Origin of the sequence: Fibrobacter sp. UWB7 (genome assembly GCF_900142945.1) — a bacterium.
In the GTDB taxonomy this organism is placed as follows: domain Bacteria; phylum Fibrobacterota; class Fibrobacteria; order Fibrobacterales; family Fibrobacteraceae; genus Fibrobacter.
Genome location: NZ_FRCO01000002.1, coordinates 959390 through 984658, shown reverse-complemented (window position 1 = coordinate 984658; position 25269 = coordinate 959390). Strand labels below are relative to the sequence as shown.

Here is a 25269-nt window from a genome sequence, read left to right as displayed (position 1 = left end):
GGAGCAGGCCCATGGACCTTATTTCTTTTTGAGCTTCGCCTGGGTTTCTTTTGCCATCTTGCGGAGCTTGGACTGATTCATCGTGCGGTCTGACGTCGAGATCTTATCGACAAAGAGGTCGCCGTTGAGGTGGTCGCATTCGTGCTGGATGCAGCGGGCGAACAGACCTTCGCAGTTATGAATTTCCTGGGCTTCGCCATTGATGTCAAAGAAACGCACTGTCACGCGGTCCGGGCGGACAACGTTGCAGAAAATTTCCGGGAGGGAGAGGCAACCTTCATCGTAATCGACGTTCTTGGCATCCGGTTCAGCTTCCCATTCGGGGTTGAACATGATGTACGGACGCGGTTCCTCTTCGTCTGGAATGGCGGTGTCGATGACCACGAGACGGATGTTCTTGCCAATTTGCGGAGCGGCAAGGCCGCAGCCTGGAGCATCGTACATGGTTTCGAGCATGTCTTTTGCAAGCTGGCGGAGTTCCGGCGTGATTTCGGTGATGGGTTCGCACTTTTTGCGAAGTACCGGATCACCATAAATTCTGATGGGGAGAATGGCCATGATTACTTCTTTTCTTCGACCTTAGCGGAAGTGTCGTTGTTGATGACGCGGAGAATGGCAGCCTTTTCGAATTCGATGGTGGAGGTGCCAGTGCGGAGCATGATGATGTTTTCTTCCATGCTAGCGATGGTGCCGATGATGCCAGCGGCTGTCATGACCTTGTCGCCCTTCTTGAGCTGCTTGCGCATTTCGTCCATCTGCTTCATTTCCTTCTGCTTCGGGCGGATGAAGAAGAGCCACATCACCACAAAGAGGAGGATGAGCGGGAGGAAGCTAGCGAGAGCGCCCGGCTGTTCCGGCTGAGCGGCTGCGTCCTGAGCGAAAGCGGCGATGGAGGAAAGAGTCACGAGAAGTGCAGAGAGTTTCATATTGAACCTTGTAAAAGGGTGAATGTGTTACGTAACAAAGATAGTAATTTGGATTTTAGAACTTAGAACTTAGAGCTTAGAATTGCTGGCAATAATCGATACTTGAATTTTTTTCGTTTTACAAGAAGGCGATTCCCGACTGTCATCCCGGACTTGTTCCGGGACGGGAATGACATACAGTCTATTGACTAATGACCGATGACTACTGACCAGTAATTAATTTCTTATCGAGCAATGGATAAATGCGGTTGAGTTCGAGCAGGTTTAGGAGCCTGTCGAAGTTGGCGCAATATTTTTCTTTGGGGAGCTCTTTGAGGAGCTGCTTTTGCAAAAGCGTTTCGAGATTTCGCGGGGTGAGGCTCATCCCGTGCATGGTACGCTTGGTCTGCTCAATCAAATCGTTCAAGTTTACTGCAACGAGACCGTCGGACTGGAGGTCGCCTTTATCGCAGGCGGCTTTCACGAATGCGGTAAGAATTGCCTGGTCGGTAAGCGAAAGAATGTTCGGCGATGTGCTCTTGTAAATGGCGCGATGGCGGAGCGTTTCGTAGAGAATCTTGATCAGCGGCTTGTTCTCGACCGATACGGATTCCGATTGCAGACGGACGAGCTTGAAGTCTTGCAAAATGACTAGTAGTTTGTATGTACCGAACGCAGAAAGCTTTGAAAAATGAGCAATCTCGTGTTGTAGTGCATCTAAACTAATATTTTTTGCGGGCACCCTCGAAAGTACAAACAACAGCGATGGGAACGTTGTAATCAAGTCGCTCTTACGCTTGTTCTCTTGCGCAATGTGGTTGCGTTGCGTGAGGAATGCGAGGATGGACTTGAGCCAGATGGGCTGTTCCTTCATCGTGTCGTGCAAGGCGCTTTGCGGAATGACTTCGAGTTCGCAGTCTTCTTCGGTGCAAACCGTGTAATCCATGGGTTCGCCTGCGATGAGACAGAGTTCACCAAACGTGGAACCGGGTCCGAAATTCAGAACTTGCGTGCCGTTTTGCTCGTCTTTAGAAGTCGCGGTAAGCGTACCGCTTTTGACGATGTAAAAGGAATGGGTGTGGTCGCCTTGCTGGCAGAGTTTTTCGCCTTCTCTCAAAATCATTTGACCGTCCCCTTGAGATTTGGCTCGTACTGCAATGCCAATAAATAGTAATTTACTTTGTCAAAACTAAGCGCAAAAAGATTGTTCTCTTTTTCGCTGAACCATTCAAATTGCTGCATTTGGAGCCAGTCTGCAACGCTAACTTCAAGGTGGTGTTCCTTGAATAAATTTATCCATGCAGAGCCGTCCATGGTCGTTTCGGGGGCGAGTGTCGATAGCCAGACGAGGCATCTCTTTTGCTGGAGCGTGAGCTTGAACGGAAGCCACGGAAGTTCAAGTTCTTGCGTCTTAAGGTAGTCCGCGAAAATTTCAAGAAGGCGCGGGTCCGGGACGGTAAGCGTCGAGCCGTTGGCTTGCGGGATGAGCATCTTGCGGCGGATCAGCGTCTTTAGCGCTTCGTTTGCAGCGGGGAACGGCGTCTTGGTGAGCCACGAGAATTCTTGCAACAGCAACTGCTTTTGCAAAATTTCGTCTTTGCTGTAGAACTTGCAGAAAGAGGCGAGGCTTTCGAGCGGATTTTCCGTCTTTGCAGCGCGGATGGACTCGTTGATGCGTCGCGTTTTGGCCGAAATCGCCTTGATAGCTGCCAAAAGCCAGACGGGGAGCGCCTTTAGCTCGGATTCCATGCACTCGTCATTGATGATGGTGATGGTGGAATCGGTGGTCGCCTGGAAAATATAGCGTACGGGTTCGCGTTCAAGCAGGGCGCCTACGCCCACGAGATTTCCGGGATGGATCTTGAAAACGACCTTGTTGTTCGCTTTAGGGTCGAGTGCGACAAGCTCACCTTCGTTCAAAAGGATGATTTTCTTGTCTTCGTCCTCTGGTGAGGATACAACAAAACCCGCCTTCACGCGGAGTCGCGTGGGCGGGATAAGTCTTGGTTGCGAATTCCCCGTAATCATCGGGAAATAACCGCCTTCGAAGTCCGGCTAATTAAGCCTGGCGTTCTTCGATACGTGCAGCCTTACCGCGGAGGTCGCGCATGTAGTAAATGCGAGCCTGGTGAACCTTACCGGAGCGTTCGACAACGATGGAGTCGATGCGCGGGGAGTTGACCGGGAAGATACGTTCGACAGCGACTGCACCGGACATCTTGCGGACCGTGATGGACTTGCCGATGCCAGAGTTCTTCTGCTGAATAACGACGCCCTTGAACGGCTGGATACGTTCCTTGGTACCTTCGATAACCTTGACGTTAACGGTAACGGTATCGCCAGCACGGAATTCCGGAAGGTCGGTCTTCAAATTTTCGTTTTGGATTGCTTCAATGTTCAGGGACATAATGTGTACCTCGTTATTATTTGTCGCCAAATGTAGTATTTATTTCAAGATTTTTAAAGATGTCGGGGCGTCTTTCTTGCGTTCTTTTTAACGATTCTTGACGTCTCCACTCTGAAATGTTCTTGTGATGACCGGAAAGTAGCACCTCAGGCACCTTTTTTCCTTCGAATTCTTCGGGGCGGGTGTAGACGGGCCAGCCCAAAACGCCTTGCGCAAAAGAGTCCGTTTCACCGGATTCCTTGTGGCCCAGAGCCCCGTCCAGCAGTCGCACTACGGCGTCCGTGACGAGCATCGCCGGAAGTTCGCCTCCGCTTACGACGAAGTCCCCGATGGAAATTTCCATGTCGACCTCGGTCTGGCGGATGCGGTCATCGATTCCCTTGTAGTGTCCGCAGACAAGAACAAGGTGGTTTTCTTGAGAGAGTTCTTTGGCAATCTTGTGTGTGAAGGGGACGCCATCTGCCGTGAGGTAGATGACTTTTCCGCCATCTTCCTTGACTCCCGTGCTGCGAATGGCCTTCGCAAGCGGTTCGGGACGGAGTACCATGCCCGGTTCGCCACCGTACGGAACATCGTCCACCTGCCCGTAGGCGTTGATGGCGAAGTCTCGCAGATAGACTGTATTGAACTCAAACAAGCCTTTTGCCTGTGCGCGGCCCATGATTGAACTTTTCATCGGTGCGAACATTTCGGGGAAGATGGTGATGCAGTCGATCTTCATCGTTCCTCCGGGCAAACGGATTTTAAATAGTCGCTATCACAAACAATGTACTTTTCTTCGTCGTTGATTTCCTTGACGCAATCGTCAATCCAAGGGGCGAGGATGGACTTGCTGCTGAATTCGGATTGTACGGCAAGGTCGAACTTGATGAGGAACGCATCGACCGTCATCAGTTCTTGCACTTCGATGACTTCGCCGACGTCGCGACCGTCTTCGGTGTGGACGCGGAAACCTTCCAGGTCGTCAAGATAGTATTCGCCTTCGGGGAGCGGGAGACGTTCGGATTCGGGAATCATGACGTCGCCATTGACGAGCGGGGAGAGTGATTCTGGTGTGTCGAAACCCTTGAATTTCAAAAGCCAGAGGTTGTTTGCCTGCTTGGCATCTTCGAGGGTGAGTTCCAAAACTTCGCCATTCCTCTTTTGAACGCGCACGTCTTTGAGGCTCTTGCAGCGAGTCAGGTCGTGGGTCAGGGGCATCGCTTTGATGTAGCCTTTGACGCCATGCGCACGCATGAGCTGGCAGACGGTGATGAATTCTTGAGAGTCCATTTTAGAAGAAAGACGAGAGATGGTTGTTTGTGCTTGGTTATTAGTTGTTAGTCATTGGTCATTAGTTGAAGTTTGACACCTGCGGTGCGTTTTATAACTAAAAGCTAATGACTGTTGACTGCTGACTAGCAAGAAAAAAAGTCCCGTGCATGTGGCACGAGACTCTTTATTAAAGGCGTAATTAAGCCTGTGCTTCTTCAGCGGCCGGAGCTTCAGCAGCTGCCTTGGCAGCCTTTTCGGCTTCGAGGCGAGCCTGAGCCTTCGGGCTCAACTTGCGCTGCTTAGACTTGATTTCGCGAGCGACCGGAGCCTTGCCTTCGATGGAGCGGTTGGCCTTGAGGTCGTGGAACAAGTCAGAAATGCCAGTCTTCTTGAGGAGAGACTTGACAGTGTCAGACGGCTGTGCACCGACGGAGAGCCACTTGAGGACCTTTTCCTGTTCGAAGCGGATTTCCGGCTGCTTGAGGTTCGGGTTGAAGAAACCGACCTGTTCGATAAAGCTATCGTCGCGAGCCTTGCGGTTGTCGATGACGACGATGCGGTAGATCGGGTTGTGACGCTTGCCGAAGCGGGCGAGACGGATAACAGTTGCCATTTTATACCTCTTTATGGGGTTTTTCCCGAAATTTCGGGGTTTTTGTTCTTTTGATGCCAAATATAGCAAACTTACTTTTGTGTGTAAAGGACGGCACTGAAAAAAAATCCGTCCTTTTCTTATAAATTAATTTGTTGAGCGGCGCAAAAATCTATAAAATTGCCGAAATTCATTCAAAAACGCCAAATTTGAGCCGGCGGATTACCTATGTGTGATATATTTCAAACTTCTTACAATCTGTGGCTGAATTCCAGTTGTTTTTCGATTTTCTCCTCAAATAAAGAGTTATATTAAGTATGTATAGTGATTTGAGGGGCCATTCTATGGATATGCAATTGACTTTTGAAGATGTTGCATCTGCACTTTCACTTGATTACGAGTGCGTATTCTTTGTCGATAACGAGACTAATCAGTATGCTTTGTTTGCATTTCGAGGCAAGCATACCAAGCTAGAACTGACCGATACGCGAGATTTTTGGGCGGATACGAAGGTCAATATGGAAGCCGTCGTCTATCCCGAAGACAAACAGTCGTTCTCGGAGCATATCAACCGCGAAACGCTCTTGAAAGCGATTCAAGACGATAACGTTTTTAATTTCAAGTACCGTCTGCTGGTGGAAGGGGAACCCGTCTGGTTCCAGATGAAGGCTGTCCTTGGCTGTTCGCAGGGGCGGGAATATTTGATTATCGGTGTGAACAACATTGACAAGCAAGAACGTGAACGATTGGAATTGGAACAGAAGGCGTCAAAGAGCAAGACTTATGGCCAGATTGTGATGGCGCTTGCTGAGCGCTATGATGCCTTGTACATGGTGGATTTGGTGACAGACCATTTTGCACAGTACAAGAGTGAACGCTTGTTCTGCGAGTTGAGCATTACGGTTGAAGGCGATGACTTCTTCAATCAGCTGAAGAAGGATGCCATGCAGGTCATCTATAGTGAAGATATTCCTTTGATTACTGCCGCTTTAGAGCGAGAAGCTTTCTTGCGTGAACTCGATGAACATGGTGTGTTCTCGATGACGTACCGACTGAATAGCCCCAATGGTCCGATGTACGTGAATTTGGTGGCTGTCTATGCCGACAAGAATCATGTCGTTATCAGCGTGACCAACGTGGATGCGCAGGTGCGCCGTGAACAGAAAATTAGGGAAGAGGCGAGTGCCAATTATGAAAAGGCTCGCCACGATGATTTGACCGGCATCAGGAACAAGAACGCTTACGGTGAATTTGAAAAGAAATTGGATCAGCAAATCAAGTGCGGTAAGGATATTGAATTTGCGATTGCTCTCTGTGATGTGAACGGCCTCAAGACTGTAAACGATACGCAGGGACACAAGACGGGTGATATATACATTAGGGATGCGGCTAAGCTTATTTGCGAAACCTTTAAGCATAGCCCCGTATTTCGCGTGGGCGGTGATGAATTTGTTGTAGTTTTGCGTGGGTCTGATTTCACTAACCGCGAAGAGCTTTCACAGCAATTTTATGAAACCGTAAAGCGCAATGCCGAAGAAGACAAGGTTATTGTGGCTTGCGGCATTTCCGTGTATGACAAAGGTCACGACAAGAATACTGCCGCTGTATTTGAACGCGCCGACGCCATGATGTACAAGAACAAGATGTCCCTCAAGGGGGGTCGCGACGAAATCATCAATACGATTATCAGAACCATCGGCGCGAGAATGAATATCTAACGCCGAGCGTTCGCTTAGCGCTTCTTTTTCTTGTTCTTGTCCTTAGGCGGGGTGTAGTTCGAGCCAATCGTGCCGCCGTTGTTCTGGCGCTTGGCGAAATCGCCGACCTTCTTGAACATTTCCTTCATGCTTTCGTACTGCTTGAGGACCGCGTTCACGCGGGCGGCGTCCGTGCCGGAACCCTTTGCGATACGGGCCTTGCGGCTGCCGTCGATAATCTGCGGCTTCTTGCGTTCCTTCGGCGTCATGGAGCTGAGGACAGCTTCCACATAGACCAACTGCTTTTCGTCAATCTGGTCGAGCGGGAGCTTGTTGAGTCCCGGGATGAGGCTCAAAATGTCCTTGATGCGTCCGAGCTTCTTGATTGTGCGGAGCTGCTTCAAGAAGTCGTTCAAGTCGAACGTGTTGTTGAGAATCTTTTTCTTGAGGTCCTTCGCGTCCTTTTCGTCGATGACCTGCTGTGCTTTTTCCACGAGGGATACCACGTCGCCCATGCCGAGGATTCGGCTAGCCATGCGGTCCGGGTGGAAAAGGTCGATTTCGTTCAGCTTTTCGCCAACGCCGATAAAGCATATAGGCACGCCCGTCATCTTCTTGATGCTAAGCGCTGCACCGCCGCGGGTATCGCCATCCATCTTCGAGAGGCAGACGCCCGTGAAGTTCAGGCGGTTCCAGAACGTTTCGGCGACATTCACCGCTTCCTGACCGATCATAGCATCGGCAACGAACAAAATTTCGTCCGGATGAACCGCGTCGCGGGCCTTTTCGAGTTCCTGCATCAACTCTTCGTCAATCTGCAAACGGCCTGCGGTATCGTAAATCACGAGGTCAAAACCGTTGTCCTTAGCATACTGGTAGCCGTGCTTGATGATTTCGACCGGATTGCCCTGGCCTTCGTCATAAACCGGAACGCCGATGGACTTGCCGAGCACCTGCAACTGCTTGATAGCGGCCGGACGGTAAACGTCAGCGGCGACGAGGAGCGGTTTGCGCTTCTTTTTGCTGCGCATCCAGAGGGCAATTTTGCCTGCGAAAGTCGTCTTACCCGAACCCTGCAGACCAACCATCATGATGCCCACCGGAGACGGTGCGGAAAGATTGATTTCCTTAGTTTCGCCACCCATGACGGCCACAAGTTCGTCGTGGATAATCTTCACAATCTGCTGACCCGGGGTCACGGAATTGAGCACTTCGGCGCCCATGGACTTTTCCTTGACAGACTTCACAAAGTCGCGGGTCACGTTGAAGTTCACGTCGGCAGCGAGGAACGCGCGACGCACCTCACGCAGCGATTCCGCCACATTTTCTTCGGTAAGTTTGCCCTGCCCACGCAGGTTCTTGAGAGTATTTTCTAGAGAATCAGTCAGCTGTGAAAACATAGTAGGTCAAATTTAGTAATAAGACGAGAGACGAGAGACGAGAGACGAGAGAAATGTTAGTGAAAAAGCCACATGGGGGAGGGAGAAGTCTCTCCCTCGCTTCAGCCGGGGGCTTCCGCTACCCACTCTAGCGGGCTTCAGATGCCAGCCCGCAACGCCTGGGCTTACCCCGCCCACCCACCCTTTAGTGCTCAAATTTGAATAAAAACGCTTGTTTGATCTCGTAATTTGTGAAAAAATCGTTCGCAACTATCCAATTTTTTCGAATAGTTGCTGTTTGGCACGTCTCATATTATATGAGTTTGTTTAAAAAAACAGAATAGGGAAATAATCCAAAATTTGCAGAAAGAGTCAAATATCGAGCTGCGCGTGGATTGATTTTTAGGGCTGGAGAACCATAGCCGTCAAATATAGCCCGACGCACATATATGTGCGGGAACGCCCTCAAAGAAAATTATCCAGTAGAAAAATTATTTTTCTACTAAATAATTTTTGACGTTGATGAATATAGCAGGTCGAGCGAACGATCTGCTTTTTCTATGGAATGCTCGGTCCCTTGCTCGCTCATTTTCGAAATAGTAAATTCTTATTCAGTTCTATTATCAACTGCGAGGTAAAGAAAATGACGGATGTGATGGCTGAACGCGAAAACGCTTTTGCCGAAGGCAAGGAAGAAGGCCGTGCCGTTGGTTATGCCGAAGGGGCTTCTGCCGAGCGTACAAAAGCGGATAAGGAAAAACGCGAAATGGCGAAAAGTCTCAAGGAACAGAATGTCGATGTTTCTATAATCGCTAAATCGACAGGTTTTTCTGAAGAGGAAATTCGCAGCTTGTAACTGAAATTCAGTTTTTAAGAATGTAAAAAAGCAGGCCGTGCGAACGACCTGCTGTTTATATTCTAAATACACGGAACCATGTAAATTGGCAAGCAAGTCACGCCATCTAATTGTTGGTAGTCCTTCGTGTAAATGATATATTTTTGAGGAAGCTTTAGCCTGTATTTTTCGGTGAAAGCATCAAGGGATTTGTGCTGGCGATAGCTTGAAGATTTGACCTCAATGGGGCAAATCTTGTTTTGGCGAACTAGCAGAAAATCCATCTCATATTTTCTTTCTTTGCCTGATTCCTTATCTAATGCGGTAAATTCGTGAAAATAAAGGTCGTCGCCTTTGGCTCTGAGCATTTGGGCTACGATGTTTTCAAAAATCATTCCCTGATTGATTCCTAGCTTGCCTGCGATTAGTGATTCGTAGAGTTCCTCCGAGTTCTGCATCTTGATTATCTGCGTGACTAGAAGTCCTGTATCGCCCATGTACAGCTTAAATCGCTCGCTCTTTCTATAAAGTTCCATCGCAACATCAGGAACAGTTACGTTGGTGCATATATTGCCAATCATCGATTCTCTGATGAAGTTGAATGCGCTGATGTAATTTTTGTATCGGGCGTTCTTGTCAATGGCTGACATCTTGAAAATTGGGTTCTTGCGATTCAATTGTTCTGGCAAATATTTGAACACAATCGATGCTTTCTCGTTGTTTTCAGAGTCGTGTTTTTCTAGGTCTTCTTCGTATAGAGCAAGGATGTTTCGCTTGATAAAATCAATTTGCGCATATGTTTCGCCAGCAACAAACGATGCTACGGCTTGGGGCATGCCGCCTACGGCCATGTATGTTCGAAATGACTTCATTATCTCGTGGTGAGCGCGTCCACCGACGCCGTTCCCTGCATTGAATGCCTCGCGAACAACATCCATCGTCACCTCGTCACCGGTTGCCCACAGGAATTCCTCAAAGTCCATCGGGTACATTTTCAAACGATATTCTTCGGAAGGAATCAGAATGTCCTTTGTGTTCTTTTTGATGGAAATAAGGGAGCCGGTTTCGATGTAATCGTATCGACCGTCTTGAACTAGGTACTTGATTGCCTGTCGTGCCAATGGAAAGAGCTGGATTTCGTCAAAGATGATGACCATTCGTCCATTCTTGGGCTTCTTTTTGGTGAATAGGAACAGATTCCTGAAGAAAGTTGTCAGGTCGTCAAGTCCTTCTTGAAACAATTCTCTGATGTTTGGACCGACTTTTGCAAAATCTACGACGAGGTTGTCGTCGTATTCGTTCTTGGCGAATTCGAGTGCTACTGTGCTTTTTCCAATGCGGCGGGCTCCTTCTATGAAAAGAGCTGTTTTTCCCTTGGAAACGGCTTTCCACTGTAGCATTTCCCTATAGATCTTACGCTTGAACATATGGCTTCCTCCTTCTTAAATATATTAATTTTTCCCGAAATGGTAAAATCTTTTTTATATATTTTTCTCGAAATTGAGAAATGTTTTTGGTCTGTTTTTCACGAAAATGCAAAATCTTTTTATTTATTTTTTCCCGAAAACGCAAAATGTTTGAATCTTGCCTCGTAAATCGAATAGTTTTGCCTGATCTACTAAATAATTTTTGATGTTTCGTGAATAAAAAAAAGGACAGGTTGAAGTAACCTGTCCTTTGTGCGTGTGTATACAGCTATTTTTACAGCTTTTGTCCGGGATTCCAGTAATCGGTGGGTTGCTCGACGCCGCATTCTTTTGCGATGTAGACGGGTTCGAGGCCTTTCTTCTTTTGGTCGGTGTAGTTTTTGAGGGCCTTGATGGCAATTGGCGAGAGTATCAAGATGACGGGAATGTTCACGAGGACCATGAGGCCTTGGCAAAGGTCGGCGCTGTCCCAGGCGAACGATGCGCTGGATGTGGCGCCTAAGAAGACGATGGCGGTCGCGATGGTCTTGAATACGTTGCGGATTTTCTTGGTGGGGCGTCTGTTCAAGATGAAACGGAGGCAGCCTTCGGTGTAGTAGTAGTTACCGATGAGCGTGGTGTAGCCAAAGAGGCACATGGAGAATGTGATGAAGATGGCGCCGTTGCTGCCGAGAACGGAGGCGAGAGACTTTTGTACGTAAATGATTCCCGAAATGTCCTTGCTGGGTTCGATGTTGGTCGAGAGGCACATGAGGGCTGTGGCGGAGCAGATGAGGAGCGTGTCGATGAATACGGAGAGCGATTGCACGAGGCCTTGCTTGACGGGGTGCGAGACGCTTGCGCTTGCACTCGCGTTCGGGGCGGAACCCATACCAGCTTCGTTGGAGTAGAGGCCGCGCTTGATGCCGTACATGATGCAGCTTCCGGCGAAGCCGCCGAATCCTGCGTCAAACGAGAATGCATTCTTGAAAATCGTGCCGAACATGGCAGGAACATTCGAGATGTTGTAGATGATAATGCCGAAGGCGACGATGACGTAGATAGTTCCCATGAAGGGGACAAGGTAACTTGTGATGGTGGAAATTTTCTTGGCGCCTTCCCAGATGCAAAGAGCGAAGAGGGCGGCTAAAATGAATCCGACGATGAACGGTGTGGATGCCTGATCGTAGAATTTGTATCCGGTGAGGGAGTCCTGAATGTTGTACGAAGCGAGCAGGTTGTAGCCCACGATGTAGGTGAGGAGCACAAAGCCCGAGAAGAGAACGCCTAGCCAGCGTTTGCCGAGTGCAGTATGGATGTAATAGGACGGTCCGCCGTAGGAGTGCCCTGATACGTCATCATGGCGTTTGTAAATCTGGGCGAGTGTGGATTCTACGAATGCGGAGGCTGCGCCGAGGATGGCGATGACCCACATCCAGAAAATGGCGCCGGGGCCGCCGAGGCAAATGGCCGAAGATACGCCGACGATGTTTCCGGTGCCGACGCGGGAGGCTGTCGAGACCATCAATGCCGCAAATGACGAAATTCCGTGCTTGTGCAATGGCTTTTCGCGAGTAACGCGGAATGTTTCAATCAGGTAGCGGACTTGCGGAAATCCCAAGCGAACGGAAAGAAATACCCCGGCTACAATCAAAAATAGCGGGACTATGTAGAAATCATACAAGGCGGTGTTAAGCGCCGAAACAATGGGATGTAAGGGGTTTGACATAGAAATCTCCTATTGGATAAATAGTAGAAAAATTTTTAAATTTCCCTGCCATGCAACCGTTAAGTAAACGCACCGAAACTTTTACCGATTCCGTTATCCGCCGAATGACCCGTATTGCCAATGCTTGCGGGGCTATTAACCTGTCGCAGGGATTTCCTGATTTTGACCCGCCTGAGGCGCTCACGAAGCGTCTTTCGGAAGTGGCTTTGACGGGGCCGCACCAGTATGCGATTACTTTTGGCGCGCAGAATTTCCGCGAGGCGCTGAGCGATAAGCAGTTCCATTTTAGCGGGCTGCGTTACGATCCGCAAAAAGAGATTGTGATTACTTGCGGCAGTACCGAAGCGATGATGGCTTCGATGATGTCGGTCTGCAATCCGAGCGATAAGGTGGTTTTGTTCTCGCCGTTTTACGAGAACTATTCCGCCGATACGATTTTGTGCGGGGCGACTCCGGTTTATGTGCCGCTTTCGCCGGTGGACTTGAGCTTTGATGCGAACGTGCTTGAAAGTGCGATGGCGCAACCTGGCGTGAAGGCGCTGGTGCTTTGCAATCCGGCGAACCCGAGCGGTAAAGTCTTTACGCACGAAGAACTTTCGATTATTGCATCGCTTGCGGTCAAGTACGACTTGTATGTGATTACGGACGAAGTTTATGAGCATATCGTTTATGCTCCGCATCGCCATACTTACATCGCGACACTCCCGGGAATGTTCGAACGTACGATTGAATGTAGCAGCTTGAGCAAGACTTACTCGATTACGGGCTGGCGTTTGGGCTATGTGCTTGCAGCGGAACCGGTTATGGAACGCATCAAGAAGGTGCATGACTTTTTGACGGTGGGTGCTGCGGCTCCGTTGATGGAAGCGGCTGTGACGGCGCTCCGTTTTGACGACTCGTATTATACGGGTTTGCAGGCGCATTACACGCACATGAAGGATGTGTTTACGAACGGACTCCGCAATCTCGGGTTGCGTTTTACCGAACCGCAAGGGGCTTACTTTGTACTCGTTGATATTAGCGAGTTCGGGTATGAAGGAAATGAACAATTCTGCATCGATATGGCGCAGAAGGTGGGTGTCGCGGCTGTTCCAGGCTCGAGCTTCTTCCGCGAGCCGGTGGACCATCTTGTTCGTTTGCATTTCGCAAAGAAAGATGAAACGCTTTACGAAGCACTCAATCGCTTGGAAAATTTGAAAAAGTTGAAACGATAGCTTGTGTGAATTAATTTGTAATTAAAAGGTGTGGCGGAATGCTGCTCCTTTTTTAGTTATAAAAAAATTGTATCATCAGTAATGAAATAATAGTATTGGACAAAAGCCTCCGCAGAATCTAATATTGTGCCAACAAAAAACAACTTAACAACGGAGGAATCAATGAATATCTTTAAAAACCGTACGAAACTTTCGACTATTATTTTAGCTTCTATCCTTTCACTTTCTGCATGTTCTGATGACGATTCAAATTCTGTCGCTCCTTCAACCTCTGAAGATCATGAAAACCATTCTACGGAAGAACACTCCGGTTCTGGCGAAACGCATTCCGGTGCTGCCGATGAACATTCTGGTCATGCTACGGAATCTGGTGACCACAAATCTGCATCAAGTGGCTTGACACTTGGCGATGAAAATATTAAAGATGGCATCATCTTTTTGCAAGATACGACGATTGAAGGCGTCTTGACGGTGAATACGTCAACGCCGGGCGCAACGGTGCTTAAAAATGTCAAGGTCACGGGAAATCTGTTGATTAAGCGCTCTGGCCGCGTCGATTTCTCGGGTAGTGCCGATGTGGTTCATGTGGGTAGCAGCAATACGGATGTCTACGCTTTTGAAGACAACGCAAATGTGAATGGCCATCATTTTATGGGCAAGAACAATACCTTTACGATCAAGAGATTTTCGGATTATCAGGAAGTGGATTGGACCGAAAAGGCTGTGCATTTGTCTACAGAAATCCACTTGGCTTATACGGTCACGGGTGACGAAAAGGGCACTCCTGTCATTTTGATCCACGGCCTTACGGATGGTCGCGTTTCTTGGTCGCAGGTGGCTCCACAGCTTGCCAAGAAGGGCTATCGTGTATATGTTCCTGAATTGCGAGGCAACGGAAAGACGGACAAGCCAATTGAAGAATCGGCGTATTCAATCAAGGAATTGGCAAAGGATATCGCAGCTTTTATCGATAAGCTTGAATTGAACAAACCGCATATTGTTGGACATTCTTTTGGTTCATTTGTGGCGCAGGAATTGTCTATTTCGTATGCGGATAAAATCGGTTCCATCACATTGATTGGCTCGGCGGCCTCTGTGGATAAGAAAAATGCTACGATTGATTGGCTCTTGAACGGAACGGATGATAAATTATTCGATGGCGTTTATGCTTATGATTCAACGCAAAAGCTTCCTGATACATTCTATGAAAAGTGGGGCAATAGCACGAATCCGGATAAGGATTTCCAGACCGCACACTTGGAACATTTGCATCAAGTCCCTTATTATGCTTGGAAATTCCTTGTCAAAAACTTTGTAGCTGTTGACAATGCAAAGCGCCTTTCTTCGATTTCTTCGAATGTGCAAATTATTTGGGGCTCAAAAGACGCTATATTCGATAAAAAGTCGCAGGAAGCGTTGCAGGATGGCCTTTCTAAGGCAAAGAAAGTCGTGTTCCGTGAAGTCAAAGATGCGGACCATAATACACATTGGGGTTCCAAAGCCGCTGTAGAAACGGTAACGGACTATATCGACAACTTTATCAAGGGCGACAAGTAATTATTAATTATGGGGAGGAGTATCTGTAAAAAGATACTCCTTTGTGTTATGAATAAAATAATTTTATCATGCGTTTTATTGTTTGCGGGTGTCGCTTTTTCTGAAATTCGCCCGAAGTTGGACCTTTCTGGGATGGTGATGGTCCACGCTTATGCCGATTGGAATACGGATGAGCCTAAGGTTACGCACCGTTTTGAATCCATGCTAGATTTGGACTTTGGCCTTCGTTTTAACGATCGCTGGTCTGCATGGCTTGAACTCGAAGCGATGGGGATGGCGATGAACGGAATGGAGGATATGGAAGGGATGGACATGGGCGATGAATCGTCTATGGATCCCGTAAATCCTGCTGTTGTCTTTAATGGCGCGTATATTCAATACACTCGTTCGGAACGCACTTTCTTTCGCGTTGGTGACTTGAAATTTTTTGAAGGTATTTTCAAGAATTATTATGATTTCGGGGATCCGCGCGATGACGCTGCAGGCATTTCGCAAAAGACGATTCGCGGTTTAGAATTCCAGTGGAACGGATTGCAATTTGATATAGGTTTTGGCACTGCGGGCAATGACCAAAGTTGCCATTACCATTTCATGTTTGGCGAGTACATGGGAATGGATTGTCTGGAAGGTTATACGTATGAAGTTCATGCGGCGTACGACTTAGAAATTGCAAATCAAGTTTTCCGTCCTTATTTTGATTACAAAAGCTATCAGCGTAAAGACTACAATGAACTTTATGCAGGCTTGGATGTATCGCTATCTTTGGGAAACTTTGCTTTCCACGGGTTGTACGGATTTCATTCGGTATTCCTCGCGAGTGACGATGCTGTCTCGAACCACGTCTTGCTTGTAGAACCGTCATTTGATATTTCGAGATTTTGCATAGTGGGCTCTTTGTTCTATGCGTTCATCGATGACCCTGTTCGTACAAGTCTAGAAATCACGACGCGTCCGGAATACTTTTTTGCTTTCATTGAACCGAGTGTTGCCGTGAACGAGTTCTGGACTATCGGGCTTCCGCTGGAATTGCATACAAATACATTAGATAAAAAGGACGACTTAGGCTCTGTACGCATGGGTGGGCGATTCTACTTCAATGTGCCTGATTTCAAAATTGATATTATTTCGATGGTGCTTGTCGATATCCCGTATGGCGATGATTGGCCGTCCGAAGGGAATAAGAATGATCCTTCCTTTATTTTTGGTGTAGAAGCGATGTTTGACTTCTAGGAGCTCATATGAAAAAGATTGTATTACTTTGTATTTTGCTGAGTTCCCTTGCGATGGCTCGTTTTGATTGCTGTGCTCGCAAACGCGCAACTGTCAAAAAAGAGGAAACGTCATTGACGTTTTCTGTGGGTGTAGTTCGCGCAGAAGATGAGTCCCTGCTGAAGAAGGCTTCATCTTCGCTTGCCAAGGAATCTATCACGTTACAGATAAAAAAGTGGGATACTCAGGAGCATGCCAACGAGGCGCTTGCCAAAGGCTTTGTCGATGGCCTGTATATCGATAGCCTTTGGTTTAACTCGGATTCAGATAAGAAAGAAGTTCTCTTGAGGCTGAAAAAAGAAATAGGAAAGTAAAATCGGCTGTCGCGCGGTCTTTGATTTTTTCTATCTTTGCCAAGCTATGGTTGATGCTATTTTAAATAGGTTTTATAAACCTTCGAAATTCAAGAAGAACGGGGACGTGAAGGATGTGCTCGTGGTGGCACTCCCGATGCTTCTGTCGATGTCATTTGATACGTTTATGACGTTTATCGACCGCCTGTTCCTCTCGAAGCTTGGCCCCGCCGAAATGAATGCGGCGCTTGGGGCGGGCGCGGTGCAACTTGCGCTCACGATGTTTTTTACGGGCGCGATTAGCTATACGACGGCGATGGTGGCACAGCGCCTGGGCGGCAAAAAGCGTTGGGATTGTGCCCGCGTGTTCATGCAGTCGGTGTACCTGTCGCTGATTTCAGTGCCGCTTTTGTACCTCACGATTCCGCTGGGGCATTTTGCGTTTGGACTGGAACATTTGCCGGCGGACCAGCTTGAATACCAGAAGACGTATTTCAACATCTTGATGTTCGGTGGCGTAATCAACTTGTTGCGTAATGCCGCTCCGTGTTTCTTTAGCGGTATTGGCGAAACCAAGGTCGTGATGAAGGCTGCTTTCGTTGGCATGATTGTGAACGTGGCCTGCAACTTTGTATTGATTTATGGCTACGGTCCGATTCCCGCGATGGGCGTTGCGGGTGCTGCTTATGGCACGCTTATTGGCAATGTGGTTTCTACGGTGATTCTGTTTGCGAAGTTCTTTAGCAATAGTTGCCATCGTCGGTTCCGTACGCGTTTTGCGTTTGCGTTTAGCTGGCCGTTGACTCGTGAACTTTTGCAAAAGGGCATTCCGTCTGGCGTCGAGATGTTCTTGAACATGGCGGCGTTTCAGTCGTTGATTTTGATGTTCCATGCGCTTGGGCCTGAGGCGGCGACCGCGTCTTCGATCATGTTCAACTGGGACTTGGTGGCGTATGTGCCGCTGATGGGATTGGAAGTTGCTTCGACGAGTCTGGTGGGGCGCTATGTGGGCGCCAAGAATGCCGCTGCGGCAACGCGTTCAACTTACTCCGGGCTTAAGCTTGGCTGGGGCTATTCTTTGGTTTTGGGTATTTTCTTTATCTTCTTGCCGGGTGTGCTGACGGATATCTTTAAGCCGGATGTCGCTGGGGCTACGGATAGTGCGCTTGCGATTTTTAATGCGGCTCGCCCAATGAGCATGTTTATGCTTCGGATTGCGACGTTCTACATCTTTGTTGAAGTCTTGCTCGTGATTTATGCGGGTGCGCTTCGCGGTGCGGGCGATACGGTCTGGGTGATGTTCGCATGCGGTATCATGAACTGGTTCGTGGCGATTGCCTTGTACATCGTGGCTTACGTCTTCCATCTGCCGGCCCATTACGCTTGGATTGTCGTGGTTGCCGTTTATAGCACGGCTCCGCTGATTTTCTGGCGTCGCTGGAAGAGCGGAAAATGGCGCAGACACGTGATGAACGCTAAGTAAAGCTCAAAAATCGTAGATTCGGGGCTTTTTTACAACTTTTAACTAGGCTTATCGAAGTGCTGTAGGTATATTTATAAGACCTGCGGCATTTTTGTTTTTGGTGTGGGCTATTTTTGCAGAGGTCGTGGGTGAGGATTGGAATTGGATATGAAGAAAAATCACGTCATTGTGGGCTTCGTTGCGCTCGCCTCTATCGCTTTTGCTGCCCCGCCGTCTAACTTTAGCGGCTGGGATCTCGTTTTTGAAGATAACTTTGACGGCACTTCGCTTGACACGAAAAAGTGGAATTCGACGTACAACTGGGGCCCGACGCATAACCATCGCGCCTACTGCGCCAAAGAAAACGTGATTGTCTCCGATGGAACGCTCAAGCTCAAGGGAGAAAAGAAAACGCATCCTGATGCCAAAGGACGAAAGGCCAAATTCAACAACAAGGAAATCCCGGTCGATTACACTTCGGGTGCAATTGACACCAAAGGCCATTTCGAAGTCAAGTACGGATATATTGAAGGCCGATTCAAGGCGCCCTCACAAAAGGGAACTTGGCCTGCGTTTTGGACGTTGCAGGATGGCTGGCCTCCAGAAATTGACATCTTGGAAATCCCAGCATCACGCAAGCAACACCATTACTATTTGCATTACACCGACCCGAGCTGGTACAACAGCCATGGTTCGGCATGGGACCACGAAGCCTCTTTTGGCGGCCATAAGGACGACAATGTGGACCGCTCGGCGGATTTCCACACGTATGCGGTGGAATGGGACGAGTCAACGCTTAGCTTTTATTTTGACGACAAAAAGTTTGCAAGTTACAACCGCCCGACTGAAATCAAGCAGCTTTCGGCGCAGTACATTATCGTGAATTTGGCGATTGGCGGCTGGGCGGGCGATGATATTGAAATCACGTCGGACAAGCCTGCGTATTTCGAAGCAGACTGGGTGCGTGTATGGCAGGCGAAACCAGCGAAGCCCGATACCGTGCGCATTATGTCGATGAATTTTGGTACATGCATGACGCGAACTGCCGAGGACAAGCTTGCGCTTGGCGATTGCAGCAGCGATAATGCGATTGCGATGATAACTCCGCTTTCTTCGACGACTTACCGCATCAATTTTGGCGATATCTCGCTAGATACGCCGAATGAGTCAACTGATGCGGGTGTGACGATGGGGCTATACAAGTGGAACGGCGGCGGGCATCAAAAGGTGGTCATGGAAAAGCAATCCGGCTATGAGGGCTCCGTGGTGCGCATGAAAATGCAACACAGCAATATGTATCTGCGTGCAACGACGGATGGCGAACGCGTGGTGCAAAGTTGGGCTGATGACTGGGAATGGAATCAGATGTGGCGCTTGCTCAAGTCTGATGATGAAATCCCGACGAAGGACCCGTCTGTTGGAATCCACGAGACTGCGCGGACGATTGCCCCTGCTTATGGCGCAAAGGTTTTCCGTAAGAATGGGATGCTTTACGTGCTGTTCGGCGACGGGCTGCGGGGCGATAATTCCCGCGAATCCCGCACCTACGATTTCAAGGGCCGTAAGCTGAAATAAGCGTTATTGTCATGCCCGCCTCCGAGCGGGCACCTCCCTTTCATAAGGAGTCTTATTCTTTTCTCTTATACCCGCTGAGCCCGAGTAAAATCAGGGCCGGCGTGTAGAAATACCATACGAAGTTGTTGGCGACGGTTGCCACGATTTCTTGAACGCTGTGGTCATCGCCGGTTGCAAGCGAAATGCCTACGCATGCATCGCAGCAGAAGAATAGAATCATGCCGCGTTTGATGTTGCGTGCGTTTTTAGCGGGGAAATATCCTTTGCTAGGAACCTTGCAGGCGACAACGAGTGAGCAAATGAGGAATGCGGCGTAGGTTGCGATAATCGGGACGGTCGGTCCTTCGAAAATGCGGAACAGATGAAGCGCATTCGTGATGAACATGACCGTAAACGGAATAATCAAAATCCACGGAGAGCTCTTGTCTGTATCGCTTGTGCGCGTGTGACGGTAAATGAAAAGTGCCTGCACGACCATAAAGAAGCAAATGCCGAGCAACGTGTAATCGCTGCGGTGCTCCAGAACGTGTGCATAATTGTGCATGATTTTCAAGCAGAAATCCGCGCACAAAGCCATAGCGAAACCCGCCTGCAAAAAGTTGCGGTCGCGCTTGCACAGGCAATTTTCGCCAATGAAAAATACGACAATCGTCATGATGGCGGTAACAGCGAACTTAGCGATGTTCTGGTAGTTACTGCTCTCGACGAGGCACTGTTCGACGGCACCGCAGTTGTAAAATACAAGCCAGTCTCTCACGAAGAATGTAATCATGAGAATCCCGACGATAATAATAAGCGAAGTTATGAGTGTTTTCTTGTTCATAACGTATAATATAAGTAATGAAAATACATTCAATCGTTAGTTGTAAAATAAAACAATGGAAATATTTGCCCTAATTGCTTGTTTGTCTGTTTTGTGTATAAATTTTAATTAGATGGGGTCCGTGTGTTAGGACCGATGTTGATTGGAGTGTATATGAAAAAATGGCCTATAGCGGTTTGCTTTACCGCTATTGTTTCTGCGTTCGCTCAGTGGGGCGGCGGTGGATTCGGAGGTGGTGGATTTGGCGGTCCGCAATCTGGCAACAGTAAGATGGAGTACTCTGAAAAGTTTGCCGATGTAAATTACGCGGGCGATGGCAAAGTCTACCATACGCTGGATATTTACTTGCCCAAGGAGAGCATGGATTCTTATCCGGTTGTAATCCATACATACGGTAGTGCCTGGAGCCAGAACAATTCCAAGGGTTCTGCGGATTTAAATACAATCTGTGCGGCGCTTCTTAAGGCTGGCTATGCTGTGGTTACTCCGAATCACCGTTCCGCGAGCGATGCAATTTATCCGGCGCAACTTCATGACCTCAAAGCTGTTGTGCGTTTTATGCGTGGCAACGCTTCAAAGTATAAAATCGATACGAATTTTATTGCCATGTCAGGGTTCTCGTCGGGTGGTCACCTTTCTAGTTTGGTCGCAACAACCTGTGGCTTGAAAGAAGGCAAGTCTGGGTTTGTGACTGTAGATTTAGTGGGCTCGCTCGGTGAATTTACTTCGTTCAGTAGCTGTATTGATGCGGCAACGCTGTGGTCTCCGCCAACAGATATTTATACAATGAATCCGATTAATAATTTCATGGGTTCGGGAACATACGAGGGTGCTTTTATCGGTGCGGAACGTGAGGGGAATAAAGACAAGTGGATGGTGGCAAGTTCACCGTATTACGCAAGTGACGATGATCCGCCTATAATCCTTTTTCACGGGACCTCCGACCAAATTGTGAATAAAGAACAAAGCCAAGAACTTTACGATTCCCTCAAGGCGCATAATGTCGTGGCGGAACTTGTTTCTGTGCAGGGCGGTTCCCATGGAGGAAATGAAATGTATGTCGAGGCGAATCTCGATAAAATGGTCAAGTTCTTTAATGATGCTCGCGAGGCTAAAGTCGCAAAAACTCTAGATGTTCCGGATTCGTTGAATAGAGATTCGGATGTTGTTGCCTTACCGTATTTTCCAAAATCGTATGGAGTAGAAATTTGCGGAAATCGTTTGCTTGTTCGCGGAGGTATGGACTCGTTCCGCTATACAATTATGTCCGTGAATGGATCTCACAAAGTTCATGGATATTCCCGCAAGGATCTTGACTTGTCTTCGTTGCCGCCTGGCGTTTACGGAATTGTTGTGAAATCGCCTGCGGGTTCAACAGATGTTGTAAGGTTTGTTAAAAATTAAATAGTTTATCCTAATTCGACTTCATCAAAACGATATTTTTGTTTGACGTCCGGATATTTTTCGTGATCGACTTCGCTTAAGAACATGGATTTCTCGCGAAGCCAAACTGTATTATCGCCGTAAAGTGCGCGGTAGATGACGTATTCTTCGTCTGTTTCGGAATGTTTCGCTACTCCTTCAACAATGTAGTAGCGATTTTTGAAGTGCTTGTAAATGCAGTGAATTTTAAGTTCTCTTTTTTCCATAAATTTTTTTCTGAATATTAAAGAATGAAATTTTTCAATTTTTTGTAACTTATTACAATTCGTGAAACCTCTTTTACATCGTACGTAATGCTTTGAATTGCAAAAAAATATTTGTTTTGCAATTTACCTTATTTCGTGGGAATTCGCAAGAGCTTTTGTTATATTATGACACGTAAAGACGCGAGTATTTTTGCTTCGGGAGGCGTAAGATGATTTCTTTGAATGACTATCTGTTTTCTGGAAACACTGTGTTGAAAATTTTGCACCAATATTCAAATGACCTCAGAAACAGTGCTAAGGAAACGCATAATAGCATTGATCTTGCGCATTCGAATTTTCTGATACAGATAATAGAGCTTTTGGAGCATAACGACTTCTTGACCTCTCAGTCTCAAAGAATCAAAGAGTTCTACAAGTACATGACGAGGGAATATCCCTTCTTGGCATTTACGTTCAAAGGGCGTATCAAATCTCTGATTCGCGCCGAAGAAAAATTCAATGGCTATATCCTTGAATTTGTTTATAACTATTACAAGAAAAATGGAGTATTCCCGTCTGAAGCCGAAATTAAAAGCACGCTGAATTTTCGCGACTTGATTGCTTATCGAATCGTTATTTCGATGCCTGCTTGCCACATCAAGAAGGGCGAAGATCGCACTGAAGTCGAACGGAAATATCTTTATGAAATTGCGAATGTGATGCCGGAATTTTTGGAGGAACGAGGTTTTACTCCAGAAATTTCAAGACACAAGGATGGCGGCCATTGCGACTTGCTGAAAGATGCTGTTCAGCCGTATTACCATGACTCGGTGGTGACTCCGCGAAGCTCCGGTTATCAATCGTTGCATATAACGATGTATGACAATCTTGCCCGTTGCTATACTGAAGTCCAACTTAGAACAAAGGATATGGACGACTTTGCCGAAATCGGTGATGCAAACCACTTCGGTTATGAAAAAACACAAGAAACGCGTCGTTCCAAGCACGATCAAATTCCGAGTGGTGAGTGCGTTTACTTTGACGATGCTTATGAGCGCCTGACAAAATTGCAGGAACTTGAGCTTTCAAAGCTGGACGTGAACATGTTCAAGGCCATCAACAATCACTTGATCAACGATGGCTGCGGACTGTTTAGAGGTCGCCAAATCTTGCCGTTCGAACACCTGTCGAGATTCCAGAACGACTTGATTGATTAGCGTTCTGGTATGATAGGCTTTCGTTAGTTGTTGCTATAGATAAATTCTACTTCACTGTTATTTTTTGCATTTGCGTTCCGCTTGCAGTTTCTATGCGCACAATGAAATTGCCTCTGCCGAGTACTTCGCTTGCAATGCGGATGTTTCCGCGGGCGATGGCGTGCATTCGCAGTACGCTTTGCCCGAGACTGTTGAACACGCTTATGCTGCGCACGTTGCCCGAGCCGTTATTGATGAACCAGTTGCCGTTTTCATGGTGCAGCAGGTTCCCTGTGAGTGCGCTTCTCGTGGGGGCTATGGCGTCGATTTGTTTTGGCGTAGTCGTAGTGAGTAGCACCGCGGTGATGGATTTTGCAGGGAGCGTCATCTTGAATCTGTTTATGCTGTAGCCCGTCGCAGTGGTTGTTTCGCCTTGCGTTTTTGCTTCTACTGCGTTCTCTTTCAAGGCGTTGCTTGTGTGCGAAACGAACGTTTCGCCCTTGAGATTCTGCAAGGTGAGCGTTTTAACCGTTCCGTCGGAGGCAAAGTTCGCCAAATTGAGGTTCACATTCTGGGCGTCCTTTTCGGTGCGGTTTACAAAAATCACTGTGAGCGAATCGCCCTTGTTACTGATAGAACTGTAGGCGGACACCAGCGAGTCATTGCTGGAGGTGGACTGCACGCGGTTCGGATGGCCGTAGCGGCTGAACAGGTGCACCGTTTCGTACATGCCGTCGCCCCATGTCCACGGGGTGAAAATCTCGACACCGTTGTCCTGCATGGTTCCGAGGAAAGACGCATAGATGAGCGCTGTCACCATAGGATCAGAATCGTTCAGGTCGGTTTCGGTAATGCCGAGCGTGATGCCGTGATCCTTGCCGAAATATTTTTCGAGCCAGTCGTTGATACGCTTGAAGATGTATTCCTTTTGGTTGTCGTTGTCCCAGCCGCCGTTCACCATCTTGATCCCGTTTGCTCCGGGATAGTTATAGGTGGTGTCGAATAGAACTCGATGCCAGTTCACGCGCGATTCGTAATCTTTTTCACTCGGATACCAGTGAATGTCGAAAACATCGAGAAGACGTGTGCCAGAGGACTTTTGCGCCTCGGCAACTTTCATGATGAAGTATTCTAGCCAGCAGTAATCGCGATCGGGACCTTTGGGTCTATCCTGTTTGTTGTACGAGGACACGGAGCACCAGAACCATTCGTTTGCGACCACCGGGCCGGTGAGCTTGATGTCGCCCCAGGCGGCGCGGGCCTTCTTGGCTACGTCGATGTAACGCTCAACGAGAAAGTCTCCCGTGACAGGCAAATCCAGGTCGGAATGTGTACCGCGCCAAATTTCCATCTCGTTGTCCATGCTCCAATACTTGAAACGGCTCATATCAAACTTGAGTTCGTCTTTCCAATGCGGGATAATCGCTACCGTAGAATCGGCCGGCCATTCCATGTTGTAAAGCGATGGGTCGCCCGCTTTGATGAGCGTCTTGCCGTCTTCTGAGACTTCGCCGCCGCCCGCAAGGTCGAACGTTTGCGTTGCGTACGTGCCGTGTTCTTGTTTCCAGTTCCAGTCGGGAAAGTTGTAGTCAGTGCTGCTAGCTGCATAGCCTGTGAGCTGGAAAGCATACATAGCGTCGACTCCCGGCATCTTGTCAAGCACCTTTTGTGCGGTAATCGCCCAATCGTGCGAGTACACGTTGTTATACCAGTCAGGGTGAACTGTCATTTTGTGACGCCAATTGTAGCGCGTGGCATTGTTGCCGTTGTTCGCTCGCAACATGTGGATGCCCGCATCGAGCATCTGGTTGATGAAGGCAGACTCTTCTTCGGTCACCTCAGCGTCGCCATCGCTGATTTTGTCGATGTTTCGCCCGTAAAGGTACGGCGAAATTTTCTTGATGCCCGCATCTGCATCGACGGTAACATCGATGGCCAATGTGGGGGAGACAGCAAATAGCGTGCCGAATGCAGCCACTGTGAAAAAATTTGAATATCCCATAAACAACGCCTTTTAAATGGTCCCTGCGGAACGGTTTTCCTGTAAA

At 48.1% G+C, this 25269-nt stretch carries 24 protein-coding genes; 10 read left to right on the top strand and 14 right to left on the bottom strand.

What is annotated here, in order from left to right; all coding sequences use genetic code 11:
* Nucleotides 1-18: 18 nt before the first annotated feature.
* The 8 genes from def to rpsP form a co-directional block, all read right to left on the bottom strand.
* On the bottom strand, nucleotides 19-558 hold the full coding sequence (def, locus tag BUC30_RS09680) for a peptide deformylase (RefSeq protein WP_014547023.1): 540 nt from the start codon (nucleotides 556-558) through the stop codon (nucleotides 19-21).
* Nucleotides 559-560: 2 nt separating this feature from the next.
* Nucleotides 561-926: a preprotein translocase subunit YajC gene (gene yajC / locus BUC30_RS09675; protein WP_073424635.1), complete on the bottom strand. Its 366-nt coding sequence runs from the start codon at nucleotides 924-926 to the stop codon at nucleotides 561-563.
* 202 nt (nucleotides 927-1128) lie between these two features.
* Nucleotides 1129-2028 (bottom strand): Crp/Fnr family transcriptional regulator, encoded by a 900-nt coding sequence (locus BUC30_RS09670; protein WP_073424634.1) that lies wholly within the window; start codon nucleotides 2026-2028, stop codon nucleotides 1129-1131.
* Nucleotides 2025-2933 (bottom strand): Crp/Fnr family transcriptional regulator, encoded by a 909-nt coding sequence (locus BUC30_RS09665; protein ID WP_073424633.1) that lies wholly within the window; start codon nucleotides 2931-2933, stop codon nucleotides 2025-2027. The genes BUC30_RS09670 and BUC30_RS09665 overlap by 4 nt, the downstream gene beginning before the upstream one ends.
* A 31-nt stretch (nucleotides 2934-2964) precedes the next feature.
* The gene (gene rplS / locus BUC30_RS09660; RefSeq protein WP_073424632.1) at nucleotides 2965-3312 is read right to left on the bottom strand and encodes a 50S ribosomal protein L19; all 348 of its coding nucleotides are present in this window, start codon (nucleotides 3310-3312) and stop codon (nucleotides 2965-2967) included.
* A gap of 16 nt (nucleotides 3313-3328) precedes the next feature.
* Nucleotides 3329-4033, bottom strand: coding sequence for a tRNA (guanosine(37)-N1)-methyltransferase TrmD (trmD, locus tag BUC30_RS09655; RefSeq protein ID WP_014547027.1), 705 nt, complete (start codon nucleotides 4031-4033; stop codon nucleotides 3329-3331).
* Nucleotides 4030-4584: a ribosome maturation factor RimM gene (gene rimM, locus BUC30_RS09650; protein WP_073424631.1), complete on the bottom strand. Its 555-nt coding sequence runs from the start codon at nucleotides 4582-4584 to the stop codon at nucleotides 4030-4032. The genes trmD and rimM overlap by 4 nt, the downstream gene beginning before the upstream one ends.
* 181 nt (nucleotides 4585-4765) lie before the next feature.
* Nucleotides 4766-5179, bottom strand: coding sequence for a 30S ribosomal protein S16 (gene rpsP / locus BUC30_RS16445; RefSeq protein ID WP_073424630.1), 414 nt, complete (start codon nucleotides 5177-5179; stop codon nucleotides 4766-4768).
* A gap of 323 nt (nucleotides 5180-5502) precedes the next feature.
* On the opposite strand from rpsP, the gene BUC30_RS09640 reads away from it, so the two are divergent.
* Nucleotides 5503-6876, top strand: coding sequence for a GGDEF domain-containing protein (locus BUC30_RS09640; protein WP_073424629.1), 1374 nt, complete (start codon nucleotides 5503-5505; stop codon nucleotides 6874-6876).
* A gap of 14 nt (nucleotides 6877-6890) precedes the next feature.
* Here the strand turns inward: BUC30_RS09640 and ffh are convergent, their stop codons facing one another.
* Nucleotides 6891-8255, bottom strand: coding sequence for a signal recognition particle protein (gene ffh / locus BUC30_RS09635; protein ID WP_014547033.1), 1365 nt, complete (start codon nucleotides 8253-8255; stop codon nucleotides 6891-6893).
* Nucleotides 8256-8889: 634 nt separating this feature from the next.
* Between ffh and BUC30_RS09630 the strand changes: the two genes are divergently transcribed.
* A complete protein-coding gene (locus BUC30_RS09630) occupies nucleotides 8890-9090 on the top strand; it encodes a hypothetical protein (protein ID WP_170861524.1) in 201 nt (66 codons plus the stop codon).
* A gap of 62 nt (nucleotides 9091-9152) precedes the next feature.
* Here BUC30_RS09630 and BUC30_RS09625 read toward each other — a convergent pair whose 3' ends face one another.
* Both BUC30_RS09625 and BUC30_RS09620 read right to left on the bottom strand, forming a co-directional pair.
* Complete coding sequence (locus BUC30_RS09625) at nucleotides 9153-10496, bottom strand: ATP-binding protein (RefSeq protein WP_073424627.1); 1344 nt, start codon at nucleotides 10494-10496, stop codon at nucleotides 9153-9155.
* Nucleotides 10497-10770: 274 nt separating this feature from the next.
* The gene (locus tag BUC30_RS09620) at nucleotides 10771-12204 is read right to left on the bottom strand and encodes an alanine/glycine:cation symporter family protein (RefSeq protein WP_073424626.1); all 1434 of its coding nucleotides are present in this window, start codon (nucleotides 12202-12204) and stop codon (nucleotides 10771-10773) included.
* 50 nt (nucleotides 12205-12254) lie between these two features.
* Between BUC30_RS09620 and BUC30_RS09615 the strand changes: the two genes are divergently transcribed.
* The 6 genes from BUC30_RS09615 (at nucleotide 12255) to BUC30_RS09590 (ending at nucleotide 19574) form a co-directional block, all read left to right on the top strand.
* Complete coding sequence (locus BUC30_RS09615; protein WP_073424625.1) at nucleotides 12255-13418, top strand: pyridoxal phosphate-dependent aminotransferase; 1164 nt, start codon at nucleotides 12255-12257, stop codon at nucleotides 13416-13418.
* A 162-nt stretch (nucleotides 13419-13580) separates the two neighbouring features.
* Nucleotides 13581-14975 (top strand): alpha/beta fold hydrolase, encoded by a 1395-nt coding sequence (locus tag BUC30_RS09610; RefSeq protein WP_073424624.1) that lies wholly within the window; start codon nucleotides 13581-13583, stop codon nucleotides 14973-14975.
* A gap of 48 nt (nucleotides 14976-15023) precedes the next feature.
* On the top strand, nucleotides 15024-16205 hold the full coding sequence (locus tag BUC30_RS09605) for a hypothetical protein (protein WP_244536573.1): 1182 nt from the start codon (nucleotides 15024-15026) through the stop codon (nucleotides 16203-16205).
* 8 nt (nucleotides 16206-16213) lie between these two features.
* Nucleotides 16214-16558: a MetQ/NlpA family ABC transporter substrate-binding protein gene (locus tag BUC30_RS09600; protein ID WP_014547040.1), complete on the top strand. Its 345-nt coding sequence runs from the start codon at nucleotides 16214-16216 to the stop codon at nucleotides 16556-16558.
* Nucleotides 16559-16604: 46 nt separating this feature from the next.
* The gene (locus BUC30_RS09595; RefSeq protein ID WP_073424622.1) at nucleotides 16605-18020 is read left to right on the top strand and encodes an MATE family efflux transporter; all 1416 of its coding nucleotides are present in this window, start codon (nucleotides 16605-16607) and stop codon (nucleotides 18018-18020) included.
* A gap of 147 nt (nucleotides 18021-18167) precedes the next feature.
* Nucleotides 18168-19574: a glycoside hydrolase family 16 protein gene (locus BUC30_RS09590; protein ID WP_073424621.1), complete on the top strand. Its 1407-nt coding sequence runs from the start codon at nucleotides 18168-18170 to the stop codon at nucleotides 19572-19574.
* Between the two features lie 52 nt (nucleotides 19575-19626).
* Here BUC30_RS09590 and BUC30_RS09585 read toward each other — a convergent pair whose 3' ends face one another.
* Nucleotides 19627-20397, bottom strand: coding sequence for a lysoplasmalogenase family protein (locus tag BUC30_RS09585; protein WP_073424620.1), 771 nt, complete (start codon nucleotides 20395-20397; stop codon nucleotides 19627-19629).
* Between the two features lie 153 nt (nucleotides 20398-20550).
* Between BUC30_RS09585 and BUC30_RS09580 the strand changes: the two genes are divergently transcribed.
* Nucleotides 20551-21801 (top strand): alpha/beta hydrolase, encoded by a 1251-nt coding sequence (locus BUC30_RS09580; RefSeq protein ID WP_083555699.1) that lies wholly within the window; start codon nucleotides 20551-20553, stop codon nucleotides 21799-21801.
* A gap of 5 nt (nucleotides 21802-21806) precedes the next feature.
* On the opposite strand, the gene BUC30_RS09575 is transcribed toward BUC30_RS09580, so the two are convergent.
* Nucleotides 21807-22046, bottom strand: a complete 240-nt coding sequence (locus BUC30_RS09575) for a DUF1653 domain-containing protein (protein ID WP_073424619.1) — start codon at nucleotides 22044-22046, stop codon at nucleotides 21807-21809.
* Nucleotides 22047-22255: 209 nt separating this feature from the next.
* Here BUC30_RS09575 and BUC30_RS09570 point away from each other — a divergent pair, with 209 nt between their 5' ends.
* Complete coding sequence (locus tag BUC30_RS09570) at nucleotides 22256-23242, top strand: nucleotidyltransferase family protein (protein ID WP_073424618.1); 987 nt, start codon at nucleotides 22256-22258, stop codon at nucleotides 23240-23242.
* A 46-nt stretch (nucleotides 23243-23288) separates the two neighbouring features.
* On the opposite strand, the gene BUC30_RS09565 is transcribed toward BUC30_RS09570, so the two are convergent.
* Nucleotides 23289-25223: a glycoside hydrolase family 44 protein gene (locus BUC30_RS09565; RefSeq protein ID WP_073424617.1), complete on the bottom strand. Its 1935-nt coding sequence runs from the start codon at nucleotides 25221-25223 to the stop codon at nucleotides 23289-23291.
* Nucleotides 25224-25269 lie beyond the last annotated feature (46 nt).